Here is a 17,461-nt window from a genome sequence, read left to right as displayed (position 1 = left end):
CTCTTATTCGGCTCCTCTTCCAAAGAGCACGACATAAACAGTCTTCAAAATTATCCTGATATCCTCGGTAAGGCTCCAGTTATCTATATACTCAAGATCAAGCTTAACCACTTCATCAAAGTCAGTGATATCACTTCTTCCGCTTATCTGCCAAAGTCCGGTAAGCCCCGGAGTCATGGAAAGTCTTCTTCTGTAATGTTCGTTGTAATTTTTGAACTCTTCTTCCGTAGGCGGCCTTGTACCGACAAGGCTCATCTCACCTTTTAAGATATTGAGAAACTGCGGAAGCTCGTCAAGGCTTGTCTTTCTGATAAAGGCTCCGACCTTGGTAATCCTGGGATCGTCCTTCATCTTGAACATAAGTCCGCTCATCTCGTTCTTATCGGCAAGTTCCTTCTTGCGCTCCTCGGCATCTATATACATCGATCTGAACTTGTATATTTTGAAACGCCTTCCGTTCTTTCCTATTCTTGTCTGGGAAAAGAAAACAGGTCCCTTTGAGTCGATCATTATCGCAGGTGCAAGAAAAAGTGTCACGATGCCTGTAATGATAAGTCCTACGATGCCGCCGAGTATATCAAGTCCTCTCTTTATAAAGAGACGCTTATAACTTGTTCTGTTCATCGAATAAGTAAGAACCGAGTAATCGAGGAAATCATCAAACTGCGTATTGGCCTTGCCAAATCCCGGAAGCTCCAGATTATAGTGAGTTGTGATTCCCATCTCCTCAAATCCCTGAATGATATCTTTCATATCCTTCTGCGGAATATTGGGAGTATTGATGAACACTTCATCGAAAGGATCCGTTATAAGACGCGATGTCAGATTATTTATTCCGTCATGGACATGTATACCGTCTATGTACCACGGATCACTTGATGATTTCTGCGTATCTGCTTTTTCTTTGCTTATACCGCCCGTGCTCTCCTCTTTTGCATCCGCTGCATAAGCTCTTACAATCTTATAGCCAAGATTACCGGCATTACCGATCAATTTGCGGACAGTATCCTCCATAAGATTCCTCTCAGCCACGACAACCACACGAACAGCATTGTTATCACTCGAAATGTATTTCCTAAATATATCCTTAAAGATTATTCGCGCAAAATAAGTCAGAAGAATATCTAAAAATACGAATATGACAACAAAAAGTCTCGATACACTCTTTCCCCAGTTAAATAAGAATATGACAACAGAAGATGCCACCAACATTACAGTTATAAATCTTACAATGGAAAAGAACTCCCTGATATATCCTCTTACTGCATAATCCCTGTTCCAGTCAGCAAGAAAAGAATAGACAACACAAAACAGGAGAAAGACAACACATACAAGACGATGTTCTGTCTCATCTCCGTACCCCTCTATATTTGGGAATCTGCTCCAAAATACATGTAACATATAATCACTGTATCTAAGCCATGTGGCAAATGCATATGAAATTATGATACATGCCATATCTATCAGCCAAAGCATGTACGTTTGAAATGTTTTATTTTTATTACTCATACTGAACCATTATAGCATGATTTCGCAACAATCACCCTACTTTATGTCCTTTCGCTAATATGAAGATATTTCAGGTGTTGTCTTTTTTCTTTTGAACTGCTTCCACGCCGCAACACGCAAAAAAAACTGCAATCCCTGCCCATACTCCTATACTCGACATTCTCTTGTGATACTCCCCTACAGCGATATCTTCGTTATATTTGTACATAGGCTTATCTTCACCCGCATAGTCAAGAACAATATCACCATTCGTCTTAAAATCTTTTATTTCTTGAGATGTATAATACTCAGGTGTCATCCCCAAACTCTTATTGCTCTCATCTTTTTCTTTTGCACCATAAAGAGCCGTGGGTTCTTTTGTCATCATAACAAATATTACAACCGCAACTACACCGGCAGAAATTCCAATCAGAGCACGTTTTATAAGTCTTAAAACACAAGCCTTATCTGTATCAAAAAAGAGCTCCTGTTGATTACTGCTATCCTTTTCCATGCCTTCCATATATGTATAAATAACGCTTCCCATAAACACATACGCAAAATTTTTTGCAGCCATATTATACAAAAGCGGTTCCCATATCCCGATAAAAAGCATGGTAAGCATCACAGACAGTTCTGCCCTCTTATCATATGCAAAGCATCTATTTATAAAAAATATAGTAAGCGCACAGACCACAATGAAAGTAACTATTCCAAGCTGCAAAAAAAGATACAGTTGTGCCATATCAATGCCGTAAGTTGTATATGTTCCTCCGGGATTTACAAGCCTTTTTCCAAAAAGCGACATCCCATTATGACTCCAATAAAGCTTTGCCAGCATAAATCTCGAATGGAATATAGTCCTGTTTAAAAGTTCAAATATATCCTCAGGAAGAATAAGCGGAAGAATTATCGAAATAACAGCTGTTATCGGAAATCCTGCGTAGCTTAAAACCTTTTCAAAAAGTCCCATTTCTTTCTTTATAAAGAAACAAAAATTAGTAACAACATAAACAACACATGCCATCATGCCTGTTCTGCTACCTGAATATTGGAAAATATATAGATTGAAAAAGACTCCCGCCACCGATGCCATAAGAAGAAGGAGTACTGCATTTTCTTTTCCCTTCAAATAAACTGTTATAAGGTATATAACCATCATCGTCAGCATGATCACATTCATATGAAGAGTATTGGGATGGGCATACCCAAGCCCATGTCGAAACATTGTCCCAACTCCGTTTCTGGTCTGTGGATAATATTTATCAACCGCAGATGCCAGCCCGAAAACTCCTGTAATAATTCTGAAGAAAATGAGAATTCCCGCAATCAATGCTCCGCATTCTATAACCTTTTTGGAATCAACTTTTTTCATTCCCAGCATCATCATGAAATACACGATCATGCCTTTTTCTCCGGAACAGCAATATACCATTCCGGCTAAAGCTAAGAATCCCCCTATTATCGCATACTCCTTTACTGTATGCCTCGTTAGTATTATTTTGCACAAAAATAAGAATGCACATACAGAAAGCCCCACTTTAATACGAACAGAACTGTCATCATACCATCCAATAGCTCTCATTCCAACAGCTATAGCAAAAAAAAGCAAATATACCATTTCCCCTATTTCTTCATTGCCATAGAAGTAAGCAAACTTTTCCTGCATTCTTACCTTTAACTCAGTCATTTTCTTTTCCCTATTTATTTTTATTATTTAAATAATCCTTTATCAGATAACATATAAACTTAGTATTCGTAACGTAGTATCGCTTAAACAATCTCTCGGGATCCTGAAAAAGCCTGTAAAACCACTCAAGTCCAATCTTTCTGATCCACTCAGGTGCTCTTTTAATTGTTCCGCCATGGAAATCAAAACCGGCTCCAACACCCATCATAACACCATTAATCCTATCTTTATGGGCAAGCATCCATTTTTCCTGCTTGGGTGCTCCAAGTCCGATCCATACTATATCGGCGCCCGACGAATTTATCATCTCAACATCCGCAGCATCTTCCTCTTCAGAAAGGGGTCTGAACGGAGGCGAATACATTCCGACAATATTTATTCCCGGATATTTATCAAGAAGATTTTTACGCAGCTTCTCAATAGTCTCTTCCGATGCCCCGTAGAAAAAGTGTGCTACCTTTCCGTCAGTTGTGTTTCTAAACATGTGCTCCATAAAGTCAGGTCCCGCAACTCTCTCAGCACCAATATAGCCTTCCTTTTGTTGAAGCTTTGCTATAGGATTTCCGTCAGCAAAAGTAAACGCCGAACTATTGAGCACATCTCTATACTCAGGATTCTCTCTCCCCATAACGGAAGTATGCACATTAGAAAAGCAGATATATTTTCCAGATAACTCTTTTAAATGCTTAAGGACGTGAAATACCGCTTCTTCCGTTCTTGCAACCGCATATTTTATCCCGAAAACATCAAAACGTTCGCTGCGAACAGCAGCAGGTATTGCAGCATAATTTTCAATATCTGTCACAATTCCGGATCTGACATTATACCCATTTACGCCAAGCGCAAGATATGTACGTATTCCGCGTTTCTCCGTTTCTTCCAACATTTCTTTTGCAGACGCATGCTCATTATCCGCACCTATGAGAAGCATATCATCGCAGCCCGATACATAAAATTTTTCAATAACATCAACGATATTCGTAACCGGAAGCAATACCTTATACGTCTTGTTGTCTCCCATAGACAGGAATCTATCCTTATTCTTCTTCCTGTACAGCATTCTAAAAACATATGAATACAAAATACTGATAGGAAAGAAAAGTCCCATTACAGTTCTTGATGAAGCTCCTCCTCGCTGAATGGCGAATAAATACATCATAGAAAAGGCATATACAATAAACTTCCCTTTAACCACCATCATAAAATTTTCGAAGGGATCCAGCAAAAAAATGTGCTTTCTTCTACAATCGTAAAGCAAAAATACAATCACCTGAATAACACATGCAGTGACTGTAACTGAAAAATACAATATCGTATAAGAATTATCCCATACCATCAATGTGGTGCCGAATTTCATGACAAGCTCTGTAGCCATGGTAAAAATAAGCGCAAGCTCATCAATTATAAATATTCTTTTTACAGGAAATCTTTGTTTCTTATAGTTGTTCATTTTCTATAACATTCTCCCAGTCTTTACATCTTATCTATTAACGACTTAAACCCATACTTTTCAAACTCATTCTTCGCTTTGTCTGCATCTATATTTATCTTGAAATCATCAAGAGACTTTCCAAACTCATAGTCTCTTCTGATTGTAGCCAGATCCTTTGACAAAAGAGCCATCTCTTTGTACTGGATCATTGCTTTCAGAGGGCTCCTTGTGATTCCAAGCTCTTCTTTCCACATTGCGTTAAGCGCCTTCTGTTCCTTGGCATCCTTGCACTCCTCGATCGCTTCATAGATTTTTTCCATCGTTCCGTATCTTGCAAGGAGCGGCATTGCCGCGCTGCTGACGCCCTTAACTCCCGGGATGTTGTCACTTGTATCACCCTGAATGCCCTTAAGATCGGGAATCTGCTCAGGACGAACTCCATATTCCGAAAGGCAAAGAGGCGGTGTCACTTCAAACGCCTTATCGGGGATTGACACCATCTTACTGTTAAATCCGTATTCCGCACCATACTTATTAAGGAGCTCATCAGCTGTTTCCTGCTTGGTCTGAATAAGCCACACTCTTGTGTAGTCATTTACAAGCTGAAGATAATCGTGATCCTTGGTGATGATATATGAAGGTATCTCCTTCTCAAACTTTGCGGCAACGCTACCGACAATGTCATCGGCCTCATACTGCATGTCATACATAACCTGGAATCCCATATCTTCAAGCAGCTTTTCCATATTCACAAACTGCTCCTTAAGTGGCTCCGGCGTCTCACTGCGATTTCCTTTATAATCCGGGTACTTTTCCCTTCTGAACGTATCCCTCGTCATATCAAAGGCAAACATCATATGCGTCGGTTTCTGCTCCTTGATTATCTTAAGGATTGCACGCATCATTCCGTACATAGCGTTTGTGTACTGCCCTGCGTCATTATGCATTATCTGTGAAAAGAGCTTTTCCTTTTTCACAGGATCTTTTTCAAATAAAAGAGCCTTCGGAAGGTTGCCGTAATAGTTTGTAACCAGCATGGAACTTCCGTCTATAAGAATAAATTTTTGGTTATCACTCATACTATCTTTTTCCCCGCTTAATCCTTTTTAGTCTTCATATATTCTCGCACGATAAAGACTAATGTTGCAAGTGTGATGAGTTCCGATAATCTCCACAAAAGCGGTTCCCTGAACCATATCTTTATTTTTCCGCTGAATCCTGCAGGAATTTCCACCCAAAGCTTCTTGTTATCTCCCATGAACGCTTTGAGCTTTTTTCCGCCTGATTTTGCAGCATAGTGTCTGTATCCCCAGAGAGGCACTTCCGTCACAACCGCATTTTCCGTAGGATTATCCACCTGCGCATAAATGGTCGTTCCGTTTTTCTTAAGTATCTGTGCAGTCGCGCCAACGTCTCCCCTTATTATCATATCTTTGTCAGTGTACGGAATAGATTTTTCTATGTCCGGAATACTGAACTCAGCAGTTGTAACTCTGTCCAGCTCAGCTTCATCGTACATTGTGATGGGATGCGCCGTCTTCACAACATCCTCCAGAAGTGTGTTGCCCTGAATAACGCAGGCAAAGCATATGACTGTCATCGCAACATATGTCGCATTCTTTATATTAGGTTTGCATACCGCATTCTTCGCAGTTACCGCAAACCAGAAAACAACCATACCACAGGAAACATCCAAAAAGTGCCATGGAAACTGCATATTTGCGAGGAGTTTGTAAAGAATCGGAACATCCTGATAAAGCGCAAAATAAAACATCGAGTTGGTACTAAGAAGCACAAAAACAATGCTCAAAGCAAATACTCTTGCATATATCAGGCTTTTCCCTTCAAACTTTCCTGCAATAATAAAACCAAATGCAATTGTAAGTACTGCTATCGAAAAAATTCCAAGCCCCAAAAACCCGCTCGTATCAAGGCCTTTTGCCTGCGAATAGCCAAAGAACGTAACAAAATCTCTGCCTCTTGCCCAGATCATATCCGTTATACTGTTTCCACTCACATTTTTAGATACCATATAATCTACGAGCGGAACCACAAAATGCAGATTTAAAAGTATAATAGCTGCAGCTGCCTTTAACAGAGGAATCAGAATATCTTTTTGTAATGTCTTTTCCACAAGAACCAGACAAAAAACCGGTATCACAAGTGCAAGTATAAATGTCGAAAGCACGTGACACGACAATGTAAGCGTAACTCCAAAAGCAAGATAGATATAAGCGTTCTTACTCTTCTTTGCATATATTTCCCACAAGCCAAGTGCGACAAGCGGCAAGAAAGTAAACGCACCAAACTCACCAACCGTTGCCCCTGTGTAAACGCTGTGAAGTCTAAATCCAATAAGCGTGAAAAGAACCGATGAAGCAAGTCCCACATTCTTATCATCGGCTATTTTTCCAAAGGAATAATATGAAATAAATGCAGTCAGCACATTTGTCAGAAAAATATAGAACTTATAGCCCGCCTGCAGCGTAAAACCAAGATTCACCAATATCGCCGAAGGATAAAGAAGCAGATCCCCGTAGCCAACACCTGCAGCATAACCGTAGCCCCTATCCCATCCGGGATATATGTGCACAGGGAACTGACCACACTTAAGTCCTTCACCAAGATATACGATTCGCCTAAGATGGTAAAAAATGTCATCACCAAAATAAAGCTTATCGCTAAGAAGCGGATAGCTTGCAAAAAGAACAGTAAAAAGAAGCACTCCGACAGTAAACGCTTTATCTTCCAAAAAACGCTTTGTCTCTTCTTTTTTTGCCAAAATAAGGTAAAGCACAATATCAAGAGTCATGAACAGTAATAAGAGCTTAGCCGTCTCATAGATTATTGTTCTGCCCCTTAAATACGTGATGCGTACTTCATTTGCAAGGACAAAGAAACCGTCTCCGGTTTCATCTCTCTCGGGTCCCATTCTCACTTCAAAATCTGTTCCGTATCTGACCCATGAATCATAGCTGACTTCAGTCATTTCCATAGGTAGTGCTATATGATCGCAATAAGCAAGATGTGCAGCCTTATCCTTTGATACATCAAGGCATGCCTGAAGCGTTGTATAACATAAATGCCAGTTATCATCAGCATTCGAACTATAACTCACATAGATGTTATATATACCCTTCCCCAGGCGCAGCGGCTTAGTTACAACATATGACTGCTCCTTGTCGGTGTGATCCGCATAAGCTCCGCTTTCACGTTCATATTCATTTGTTTCGCGATTCAAATAATCAACCAGAAAATCATCCTGCGTAAAAGAATAACTCTCACTTCTGTTGAATCTGAAAGCATTTAAAACAAGTAAGATAAGTTCTGCAAGGACTATAGTTATTACAATGTTCTTCTTATTAACAAAAAATTTCTTCATAAACACTACCTGAAATTCTATTTACTCATCCTTTCCTTGCACCTTTTCTCTCGCTCCGGTCACCGGAACGCTCAATAAGGCAAAAACAGTTATTCCCCAGTTTCTATAAACCAATCTGGTATGTATGTAACTGTGATTGGCAGTAAACATGAACCAAACTATTGGCATAATAGAAATCGCCAGTAATGCGATTGTTGCCGGATTCAATTTAAATTTTTTATAGTTTTTGATAAAAAGATATACTACAACTCCAAGTAACATCAAGACATACGTCCACTTAAAAAATGCTGCATCGGTGAGCCTTATAACCGCACCAATCCTGGTGATGTTCTCGCCATCAACAGCTATTGACGTTCTTGATTCAATATTGGAAAAAGCATCAGAAATGATATTTTCATGGCTAATGGTTGTACCTATTATCCATTTTGAAGCCCACATGCCAACATATCCGATAGCCCAATGTACTCCGTTAACCAAAATTCTCTCAATCGGTTTTTCAAGATTCTCAGCTTTTTTTATTATCAGGAATATCATCGGAATGCCAAATGTCACTATAGGATATGTCAAAAAATCCAAATATGAAGTAGCAACTCCCAGCCCAAAAAATAGCAACCAGTCCTTCTTTGTTTCCCTGCAAAGCACAATTATGCTTCCAATCATCGAAACATAAAAACATGCTGCATACTGAAGACTAACTCCCATTGTGGCAGGATTCCATATAACGAGCATGGGTAAAAATGCAACAATATATTTTTTCAGCCCCTTTTTCATCATCAAAACCAACACTGTTGAAATAATCGTCAATTGTATAGCCTGATTTATGATCTTAAAATCCGAATAATCAAACATGCAAAACAACGGCTTTAATATCGTCAAATATCCATGCCAGTATCTTGGATAATTTAGTATTGTCACATCTGACAAATCATCATGATTAAGGAAAGCCATCAGTGAAAAAACCTGAGACTCCTTATCAGCATAAACATAATGAGGAACCAATGCCGCGCCTTCCACGCATGACTCACTTGGAAACAGCGCTTCACTTAACATAATAGCATCTGTCTCATTATCCAAAATGCTCTCGGTATAATCCTCTGCATAATTGTATTCTGCACCTTGATGAACCAGCGATTCAGCACCTCTCCCAATATTAAGAGCAATAACTTCTGTCGGAAGGCAGTACGCCATTATAAGCAACAACTGGCCAATAACTCCGCACGCTACCAACATTGAAAAAAGAATAAGAGTTCTTTTTATAATTATCTGTATCCGTTCCATAAAGCATCCCCAAATCTTTTCATTTTGACATCATCAGACATTATACTACATTCCCCAAAAAGCGCACAAAAACTCCACATATTTCGTGGAGTTTTTATCATCTGTAAAACTATATTATATTTCCCCAAATCTTACTTTGGCATAAGCCTTTATAGCCTCAACGCATTTCTCAAAGCCAAGCTTACTACTGTCAAGACAAAGATCGTAGTTCATGGCATCTGTCCACTTGCATCCTGTATGATGTTCGTAGTAGTCAGCTCTGTACTTATCTTCTCTGGCAATGAACTTTTCCAGTTCTTCGCCTTCAAGACTCTGTACCTTTCCGGCCTGCTCCATAAGGAAATCCTGCGGAGCATGGACGAATACGCTTATTACATTATCATAATCTTTGAGCACAAAATTGGCAGCTCTTCCGATTATTACACCGCCTGTAGTTGCAGCAATCTTCTTGATAGTCGCTGCCTGAAAGTTAAAGAGATTATCAAACGAAGTAAAATCCTTGCTGTCAGGCCCAAGTATTTCGCCCGTATAAACATTTGCCGGCATCTTAAAAAAGCCTATAGTTCTGCAACGTTCATCGGCATCCAAAAAGAGATCCTCATTTATTCCGCTCTCTTCGGAAGCAAGACGCAAAAGTTCTTTGTTATAGTAATTGATTCCAAGCTCTTTTGCCAGCATCTTGCCGACTGTCCTTCCGCCGCTTCCATACTGTCTTGCAATAGTGATAGTAATGTTCTTCATACGATACCCCCTACACTAAGCTGAATGAAGTCATGCTCTCGCTTCGCTCGCCATGACACGTTCGCACTAGACTCGATAAAATCTCGCCAAGTGCTCTACTCTTGGGATATACACTAAACTCGTTAAAAACCTCGTTAAGTGTATCCCCATGGTTCGCACTAGGCTCGGAAAAATCTCGCCAAGTGCTCTACTCACCAAGGTAAGCCTTCTTTATCGATTCATCATTTAAAAGATCGGCTGCATTTCCTTCTTTTACGATCTTGCCTGTCTCAAGGACATATGCCCTGTTCGCGATTGAAAGAGCTTTCTTTGCATTCTGCTCAACCAAAAGAACTGTCACGCCGTCTTTGTTTACGTCTCTGATGATATTAAAAATCTCATTTACAAATATGGGAGAAAGTCCCATTGAAGGCTCATCCATAAGGATAATGTCGGGATGAGACATAAGTGCTCTTCCCATAGCAAGCATCTGCTGCTCACCACCTGAAAGTGTTCCGGCAAGCTGACCGGATCTCTCTTTAAGTCTTGGGAAACGTGTGTAGATTTTCTCAAGTGTTTCCTGAAACTCTGCGCTGTTATCCCTGGTATAAGCTCCCATCTTAAGGTTCTGTAGAACCGTCATCTCAGCAAATACTCGTCTTCCCTCGGGAACCTGAGCCATTCCCATAGACACGATCTTATGTCCGGGAACTTTGGTTATCTCCTCTCCCTTATATTTTATCAGACCTGCATCCGCTTTGATAAGCCCTGACAACGTATGAAGTATTGTAGTTTTTCCCGCACCGTTTGCACCGATAAGTGCTACAACTTCACCCTTATTTACTTTGAAGGAGATACCCTTGAGAGCCTGGATAACTCCGTAATATACGCTTAGATCGTTTACTTCTAAAATTGATTCCATATAATACCTCTAATTTTTTATGGTAAATGCTCTACTCTGGGATATACACTAAGCTCGAAAAAACCTCGCTAAGTGTATCCCCATGGTTCGCACTAGCCTCGATAATACCTCGGCAAGTGCTCTACTCACCTAAATAAGCTTTAATTACTTCCGGATTGGAAAGAACCTCTTTTGTCTCGCCCTGGCAGAGAACCTTACCGAAGTTCAGAACCGTAAGCTTCTCACAGATTCCTGAAACAAGCTTCATATCATGCTCGATAAGAAGAATCGTCATCTCAAATTCTTTTCTGACAAGCGCGATAGTTTCCATGAGTTCTTTTGTCTCGTTGGGATTCATTCCGGCAGCGGGCTCATCAAGAAGAAGGAGCTTGGGATCTGTCGCCATAGCTCTTACGATCTCGAGCTTTCTCTGCTTTCCGTAAGGAAGGTTCGATGCAAGAGTATCTCTTTCACCGTCAAGATCAAAAACTTTCAGAAGTCGCATAGCTTCATCATCAATCTGCTTCTCGACTTTTTTATATCTTCCCACATGAAGAATCCCTTCAAGTGTGCTGTATTTAAATCTCTCGGAAAGTCCGACCTTAACATTGTCGATAACAGACATCTGCTTAAAAAGTCTGATGTTCTGGAATGTTCTGGCTATTCCCGCATGATTAATTTCTATTGTGTTTTTTCTTGTTATGTCTTCGCCGTCAAGCTTTATCTTGCCTTCGTTTGGCTTATATACGCCTGTAAGAAGATTGAACACCGTAGTTTTACCGGCACCGTTTGGTCCGATAAGTCCGTAGAGCTCACCCTTTTCGATCGTCATATTAAAATCGTCAACCGCGCGCAATCCGCCGAAGGAAATGCTCAGATTGGTTACATCTAAAAGTGCCATTATTTCACCACCTTAAACCTTTTTCTTAATCCCAAAATTTGCAAATGTTTTCTTTCTCCACTCAATTACCTTCGGTGACCAGTTCACGATCATCATTACAATGAGAACGATTGAATAAATAAGCATTCTGTACTTGTTAAGGCCTCTGAGCAGCTCGGGAAGAAGGTACAATATGCAGGCAGCAACAACGCTTCCTCTGATGTTTCCTATTCCTCCGAGAACCACATATACAAGGATCATAATAGATGCATTGTATCCGAAGTACTGTGATGAAGCAGTAAGTGTCGTAATGTTATGTGAATAAAGAACTCCTGCAGCACCTGCGATCGCAGCTGAAATGGTAAATGCGAGCATCTTATATCTTGTCACATTAATACCCGATGCCTCTGCAGCAATGTAATTATCCCTGATTGCCATGATCGCACGGCCGTCTCTTGAATTGATGAGATTAAGCACTACCACAAGTGAAACAAGAAGCATTACTATTCCTATGGTAAAACTTGCATCATGTGGAGTTCCCGTAATTCCCATCGCTCCGTTTACAACCATCAGCCCATCCGGCTCAAGTCCGAGAGCCATCTGGTTTTCCATGGAAAAATGCATTCCCTTGCTGTCTATTCCGATATAAAAAGCATTGATCACGTTCTTTATAATCTCACCGAAAGCAAGTGTAACAATTGCAAGATAGTCGCCTTTAAGTCTGAGTACAGGAATACCGATAAGGAATCCGAACAATGCCGCAAATGCTATTCCTATAACAAATGCGATAAGAAATCTCGGACCTGAAGGTATCTTCTCCGCAGTAATCTTAGAAAAAGCGGCACTTGTAAAAGCACCGATGCACATAAATCCACAGTGTCCGATACTGAGCTCTCCGAGAATTCCAACGCAGAGATTAAGCGCAACTGCGATTATCGCATAATATGTCATCGGAACAAGAAGTCCCTTGATATGATTTGTAAGATGTCCCGTTGAAGCAAGTGCCTGTACAATAAGGAAAGTTGCAACAACGATTCCGTAAGTTATCAGATTGTCTTTTGTCTTTTTGTCTATACGCATAGTCGTCACCTCTTTAAACCTTTTCCTGAATGACTTTACCGAGAATTCCTGTCGGCTTAACAATAAGCACGATTACAAGTATTCCGAAAACTATGGCATCAGACAGCTGTGAAGAAATATATGTCTTACTGAGAATCTCTACGATTCCGAGCACAATTCCGCCGATCATCGCTCCGGGAATAGAACCTATTCCTCCAAGAACTGCCGCAACGAATGCCTTAATACCGGGCATAGCTCCGACATAAGGAGACAGATTCGGATAAGCCGAACACAAAAGCGCACCGGCTACAGCTGCAAGAGCAGAACCAATCGCAAATGTAAGCATGATAGTCTTATTTACATTTATTCCCATTAAAGTTGCAGCGCCCTTATCCTCTGCAACAGCAAGCATTGCCTGTCCCTGCTTTGTCTTATTGATAAAAAGCTGAAGGCATACAAGAATAATGATACTAACCGCAATAGTAACGATGGTAACCCCCTGGATCTTGAGTTCTCCGTTTGCAAAAGAAATTCCTTTCCATGTTATTACAGATGAAAAAGACTTAACGTCAGCACCAAAAATAATAAGCGCAAGATTCTCAAGGAAATAGCTGACACCTATAGCGGTAATAAGAACTGCCAGCGGAGATGCTGCTCCTCTGAGCGGTCTGTACGCGATAAATTCAGTTGTGATTCCGAGAAGAGAACACAAAATTATGGAAACCACCACAGCAATGATAACTCCCGTTGTAGAATTGCCGCCCATTGCTCCGATCACAGAGAATATCACGTAACATCCTACCATGATGAAATCACCGTGAGCAAAATTGAGCATCTTGGCTATTCCGTAAACCATGGTATATCCAAGTGCAATGATGGCATAAATACTACCAAGACTAAGTCCGTTGATGAGATAAGTAAGAAAGCTCATCGTATACCTCCAAAAATAATTCCTAATATTTCTTATGTTATAAATAATACCACACAAACAGGACTTTTATCCTATTCCGTGATATGAAAACGCAGGACACCTTTTGAGGGTATCCTGCGTAGCACTTCACTGTGCAGTTACGCGGATTACGCGTTAAACACTTTAATAAGCGTTGATTAGCCGATTACTCTGCTGAAACGTAAGCACCTTCCTTGATAACAACAGCCTTAGGCTCTTTGTTAGGCTCACCTGAAGCATCCCAAGTCATCTTCGCAGATGTAAGGCCGGATGCCTCGATCTCTGTCATAGCTGCCTTAACAGCTTCGCAGATATCTGATGTACTCATATCGGGAGTTGCGCTCTTAGCTTCAAGTGCCTGCTTAATGATATATACTGCATCATAAGCATCAGCTGCAAACTGGTTAGGAACTTCACCATATTTCTCCTGATACTTCTTAACGAAGTTCACTGTAAGATCATCCTTAGCATCAGCTGCGAAAGGTGTAAGAAGCATTACGCCCTCAGCAAGCTTTGTATCGAAGTTCTCAACAGAAAGAATTCCGTCCATACCGTCAACACCGAAGAATACAGGTGAATATCCCATTGTGTTAGCCTGTGTAAGGATAAGTGATGCTGCCTGATAGTAGATAGGAAGGAATACAAGGTCTGCGCCTGCATCCTTTGCCTTCTGAAGCTGAACTGAGAAATCAGTTGCATTGTCCGCTGTGAAAGCCTCTTCTGAAACAATCTCAAAGTTCTTTCCTGCTGCCTCTTCCTTGAACTTCTGATAAATACCGTTTGAATATACGTCTGAGTTGTCGTAGATTATACCAACCTTAGTTGCAAGATTGTGATCTGCAATGTACTGCGCTGAAGCAATACCCTGGTTAGGATCTGAGAAGCATACGCGGAATACGTTGTCATACTTAACGCATTCTTCAGCCGATCCTGAAGGTGTAAGCTGGAACATATTGTCAGCTTTTGTATTTTCTGAAACTGCGATTGAACATGCACTTGTTGTTGATCCTACAAGAATCTGCATGCCCCAGTCTTTAAGAGTATTGTACGCATTTACTGACTTCTCTGCATTGAGCTCGTCATCTTCCTTGCTATACTCTACCTGATATCCGTTGATACCGCCTGCCTCGTTGATCTCCTCAACTGCAAGCTCCGCTGCGTTACATACAGCATTACCATATACTGCTGCTGCACCTGTAAGAGGTCCAATAGCACCAATCTTGAATGTAGCTCCGCCATTTGCCGAGCTCTCTGTTCCCTGTGCCTGCGCCTGAGTGTCAGGTGTCTCTGTGCTTGCTGCATCTGTGCAGCCTGCAAGCATTGATGCTGCCATTACGGAAGCCATAAGCGCACTAACTGCTTTGCTAAACTTCTTCATAATTTTTTCCTCCTAATCACAATACCAAAACCAAAATGTATATTTGTATACAATCTTGTTTTTATTTTAAAAGGTTAAATTATCATAGGGAAAAAGTCAACACTTTGTTTAATTAAAATCTATTCTGTATTCTCTCTTAAGATTCATCTTTTCGCCGAATCCTTCATAAAACAGTGAAACAATAAACGGCTCCTTATCATCGGTATAAGCATCATAGCAAGCCACTCCGTCAAGATACACGGTATATCCCGCGTCTTCATCCAGGTAATCGCGCTCGGCTCCTTGCTTTAGTACAAGCTTATGACCTTCGACAGTTTTCTCGACCGGCTTCTCACAAGGAGAAGTTTCTTCTGCAAAATCTTCGAGATATATAACATCTTCTCCGGGAATCTTGATCACATACTTTACATCTTCGTCTATCTTTTCAACATCTATACCGCCGATTCTGTTCAGAAGTGCCACATAAGCGCTGTTGCCGAGAAACTCTCTGTCATTTATCTCAATAACAAAGCTTGAATCATCAAAATACTTATACTGCGCCGCTCTTCTGATAAAGATATCCTCTGCGGCAAGCGTCTTTAATCGGGCATAATATTCATCGGCCTCCGAAAGTCTCTGAGCCACATATTTCCTGAATCTGTCAAAATTATCGGGCTCATCGTCAGCTCTGTAGCTTCCGCCGCTCCAACGCTCTTTATCTCTGATATATGCACCGGAAAAGCATACATCCTTTTCATATTCATCGAGCATACTTTGGATTGTATCATCGGACCAGGCATTTTTCCTGAGTTCCGCAAATCTGTCACAACTCTTTTCCACAATGTCACTACTGTTCCCCGCCATTATCTGCCCCAAATAAAGGTCCTCGAAAAGAAGATTGTAATAAGGTTTGTGACCATACTGCAGATAGCCGTTCTCAGCATTCGAAACCCACATATTTCCCCATGTAACATCAAGATCCCACGGGCAAAAATATGAATAATATCCGCCCGGTGTTTCTTTTACACAAAGATAAAAATTCTTCAAAAGATTATCATCACCCTGAACAAGATTGGTAAAAAGCGTATAATCAATCGCATTATCTATATCAATACTCTTTTTAAGTTCCTCCACATTCTCTGAATTAGCCTGAAGATTTTCAAGATAATCCCTCAGAAGTTTCCATCTTTTTTCCGCATAGCTTTCAGCACCGGCGCCTGCAGGCACATTTTCGGCGCGCCATCCGAATATCCCGCCGTATTGGTCATATATTATATTTGATGAATCAATACCTACAACTTTTTTAAAGAACCCCGTATGCTCATCATCTTTGGAAATACCGACCATCTTCTCATCCGGAGTGTATCCGAGTGCATAAAGTCCACTGTACTCCCCGTTTATAAAAAGCTCTAAAAATCTGTATTCCACTCCTGTCGTGATTCCGTAGCGATTATTCTTTCTGCAGCTGTTGTACCAAAGATTCTGACTGAAAACATTTCTCACTTTCTCGGCATCGTTATATGCAGGATAAAGAATATAATCGTCATCCTTGCGCATCCCAAGAAGCGACATGTTATTTTTCTGATAATTGTTGCCTTCCTTCCTGCGTATCAATGTTATTTTCAAAGGCATTTTGGGAAAAGATCTCGTATTGCCGCCTCGAATCCTGATCATACCGTCAGATGAGACATCCCTTGTCTCACACTGCTCCCCATTATCATAAAGTTGCATGCTCATCTCTGTATCGAATTCTGTTATCTTACCCTCGAAATCTATATTCATAATTGGCAAAAAGGTACAGAAAATCTTGCGGACACAATAACTGTTATTGTCATAAAAAATACATGTAAGAGGAATATTATTCGCGATCGCATCATCTGTGATCCCAAAGTTAAGAAAGGCGAATCGCACATTTGAATCGCCTGCTACATCAACAGACGGGTTATAAGCCGTTTTATCATCATCTATAAGAGAATAGAAAAAAGCTCCTGCTGCCCTATCATAGAAAAGTTTCTGTTCATCAAAGACCGGCTGAATGTTCATATCATCCGAAAGAGTCCTTGATTTCTTTATTTTTTCGAACTTGTTGCTGTCAATTATATGATCAGAGAGGTAATCTTCACTTCCTATGCACAAAAAGACCAGTGCTACCAGAAATACAAAATTAACCGCAAATAAAATGGCTTTTATTCTAGTCATCACGTGTACCGAACCCCCAAAACAATACATATAAAGTACATCAAACTAATTAATAATGCAATATTAGCTCTATTTACGTTGCATTAATCACTTATGCTTGCTACAATTAGCTAAAGGGGGAATAAA

The 17,461-nt window shown here is 40.5% G+C and carries 13 protein-coding genes; all 13 read right to left on the bottom strand.

Annotated elements, in window-relative coordinates:
- Positions 1 to 3 precede the first annotated feature (3 nt).
- The 13 genes from DL92_RS0108940 to DL92_RS0108880 all read right to left on the bottom strand — a co-directional run bounded on the left by DL92_RS0108940 (position 4) and on the right by DL92_RS0108880 (position 17,335).
- Entirely contained in the window at positions 4 to 1,458 is a 1,455-nt protein-coding gene (locus tag DL92_RS0108940; RefSeq protein ID WP_242845847.1) for a sugar transferase, read from the bottom strand.
- A gap of 121 nt (positions 1,459 to 1,579) precedes the next feature.
- Entirely contained in the window at positions 1,580 to 3,178 is a 1,599-nt protein-coding gene (locus tag DL92_RS0108935) for a hypothetical protein (RefSeq protein WP_026667457.1), read from the bottom strand.
- 10 nt (positions 3,179 to 3,188) lie between these two features.
- Positions 3,189 to 4,628 carry a WecB/TagA/CpsF family glycosyltransferase gene (locus DL92_RS21485; protein WP_242845846.1) on the bottom strand — a complete coding sequence of 480 codons (1,440 nt, stop codon included), beginning with the start codon at positions 4,626 to 4,628 and terminating at the stop codon, positions 3,189 to 3,191.
- A gap of 23 nt (positions 4,629 to 4,651) precedes the next feature.
- Positions 4,652 to 5,689 carry a 5'-3' exonuclease gene (locus DL92_RS18800; RefSeq protein WP_051625280.1) on the bottom strand — a complete coding sequence of 346 codons (1,038 nt, stop codon included), beginning with the start codon at positions 5,687 to 5,689 and terminating at the stop codon, positions 4,652 to 4,654.
- Positions 5,690 to 5,706: 17 nt separating this feature from the next.
- Complete coding sequence (locus tag DL92_RS0108920; protein ID WP_026667455.1) at positions 5,707 to 7,992, bottom strand: glycosyltransferase family protein; 2,286 nt, start codon at positions 7,990 to 7,992, stop codon at positions 5,707 to 5,709.
- A gap of 21 nt (positions 7,993 to 8,013) precedes the next feature.
- A complete protein-coding gene (locus DL92_RS0108915) occupies positions 8,014 to 9,270 on the bottom strand; it encodes a hypothetical protein (protein WP_026667454.1) in 1,257 nt (418 codons plus the stop codon).
- Positions 9,271 to 9,384: 114 nt separating this feature from the next.
- Positions 9,385 to 10,011, bottom strand: coding sequence for a cytidylate kinase-like family protein (locus DL92_RS0108910; protein ID WP_026655878.1), 627 nt, complete (start codon positions 10,009 to 10,011; stop codon positions 9,385 to 9,387).
- Between the two features lie 187 nt (positions 10,012 to 10,198).
- Complete coding sequence (locus DL92_RS0108905) at positions 10,199 to 10,912, bottom strand: ABC transporter ATP-binding protein (RefSeq protein ID WP_026655879.1); 714 nt, start codon at positions 10,910 to 10,912, stop codon at positions 10,199 to 10,201.
- Positions 10,913 to 11,033: 121 nt separating this feature from the next.
- Positions 11,034 to 11,792 carry an ABC transporter ATP-binding protein gene (locus DL92_RS0108900; protein ID WP_026667453.1) on the bottom strand — a complete coding sequence of 253 codons (759 nt, stop codon included), beginning with the start codon at positions 11,790 to 11,792 and terminating at the stop codon, positions 11,034 to 11,036.
- Positions 11,793 to 11,804: 12 nt separating this feature from the next.
- Positions 11,805 to 12,851 (bottom strand): branched-chain amino acid ABC transporter permease, encoded by a 1,047-nt coding sequence (locus tag DL92_RS0108895; protein WP_034462071.1) that lies wholly within the window; start codon positions 12,849 to 12,851, stop codon positions 11,805 to 11,807.
- A 13-nt stretch (positions 12,852 to 12,864) separates the two neighbouring features.
- Complete coding sequence (locus tag DL92_RS0108890; RefSeq protein ID WP_026655883.1) at positions 12,865 to 13,761, bottom strand: branched-chain amino acid ABC transporter permease; 897 nt, start codon at positions 13,759 to 13,761, stop codon at positions 12,865 to 12,867.
- 184 nt (positions 13,762 to 13,945) lie between these two features.
- On the bottom strand, positions 13,946 to 15,157 hold the full coding sequence (locus DL92_RS0108885) for an ABC transporter substrate-binding protein (RefSeq protein ID WP_026667452.1): 1,212 nt from the start codon (positions 15,155 to 15,157) through the stop codon (positions 13,946 to 13,948).
- 108 nt (positions 15,158 to 15,265) lie between these two features.
- Positions 15,266 to 17,335 carry a CotH kinase family protein gene (locus DL92_RS0108880; protein WP_026667451.1) on the bottom strand — a complete coding sequence of 690 codons (2,070 nt, stop codon included), beginning with the start codon at positions 17,333 to 17,335 and terminating at the stop codon, positions 15,266 to 15,268.
- Positions 17,336 to 17,461 lie beyond the last annotated feature (126 nt).

It is taken from the genome of Butyrivibrio sp. AE2005 (assembly GCF_000686965.1).
GTDB lineage: Bacteria > Bacillota > Clostridia > Lachnospirales > Lachnospiraceae > Butyrivibrio > Butyrivibrio hungatei_A.
This window is presented reverse-complemented; position numbering and strand designations above follow the sequence as displayed.

Excerpts from the sequence above, each read along its gene's own strand:
- DL92_RS0108935 (WP_026667457.1), bottom strand. The coding sequence starts at position 3,178 with ATGACTGAGTTAAAGGTAAGAATGCAGGAAAAGTTTGCTTACTTCTAT.
- DL92_RS0108895 (WP_034462071.1), bottom strand. The coding sequence starts at position 12,851 with ATGCGTATAGACAAAAAGACAAAAGACAATCTGATAACTTACGGAATC.
- DL92_RS0108900 (WP_026667453.1), bottom strand. The coding sequence starts at position 11,792 with ATGGCACTTTTAGATGTAACCAATCTGAGCATTTCCTTCGGCGGATTG.
- DL92_RS0108940 (WP_242845847.1), bottom strand. The coding sequence starts at position 1,458 with ATGGCATGTATCATAATTTCATATGCATTTGCCACATGGCTTAGATAC.
- DL92_RS0108890 (WP_026655883.1), bottom strand. The coding sequence starts at position 13,761 with ATGAGCTTTCTTACTTATCTCATCAACGGACTTAGTCTTGGTAGTATT.
- DL92_RS0108905 (WP_026655879.1), bottom strand. The coding sequence starts at position 10,912 with ATGGAATCAATTTTAGAAGTAAACGATCTAAGCGTATATTACGGAGTT.
- DL92_RS0108920 (WP_026667455.1), bottom strand. The coding sequence starts at position 7,992 with ATGAAGAAATTTTTTGTTAATAAGAAGAACATTGTAATAACTATAGTC.
- DL92_RS0108910 (WP_026655878.1), bottom strand. The coding sequence starts at position 10,011 with ATGAAGAACATTACTATCACTATTGCAAGACAGTATGGAAGCGGCGGA.
- DL92_RS0108885 (WP_026667452.1), bottom strand. The coding sequence starts at position 15,157 with ATGAAGAAGTTTAGCAAAGCAGTTAGTGCGCTTATGGCTTCCGTAATG.
- DL92_RS0108880 (WP_026667451.1), bottom strand. The coding sequence starts at position 17,335 with ATGACTAGAATAAAAGCCATTTTATTTGCGGTTAATTTTGTATTTCTG.
- DL92_RS21485 (WP_242845846.1), bottom strand. The coding sequence starts at position 4,628 with ATGAACAACTATAAGAAACAAAGATTTCCTGTAAAAAGAATATTTATA.
- DL92_RS0108915 (WP_026667454.1), bottom strand. The coding sequence starts at position 9,270 with ATGGAACGGATACAGATAATTATAAAAAGAACTCTTATTCTTTTTTCA.
- DL92_RS18800 (WP_051625280.1), bottom strand. The coding sequence starts at position 5,689 with ATGAGTGATAACCAAAAATTTATTCTTATAGACGGAAGTTCCATGCTG.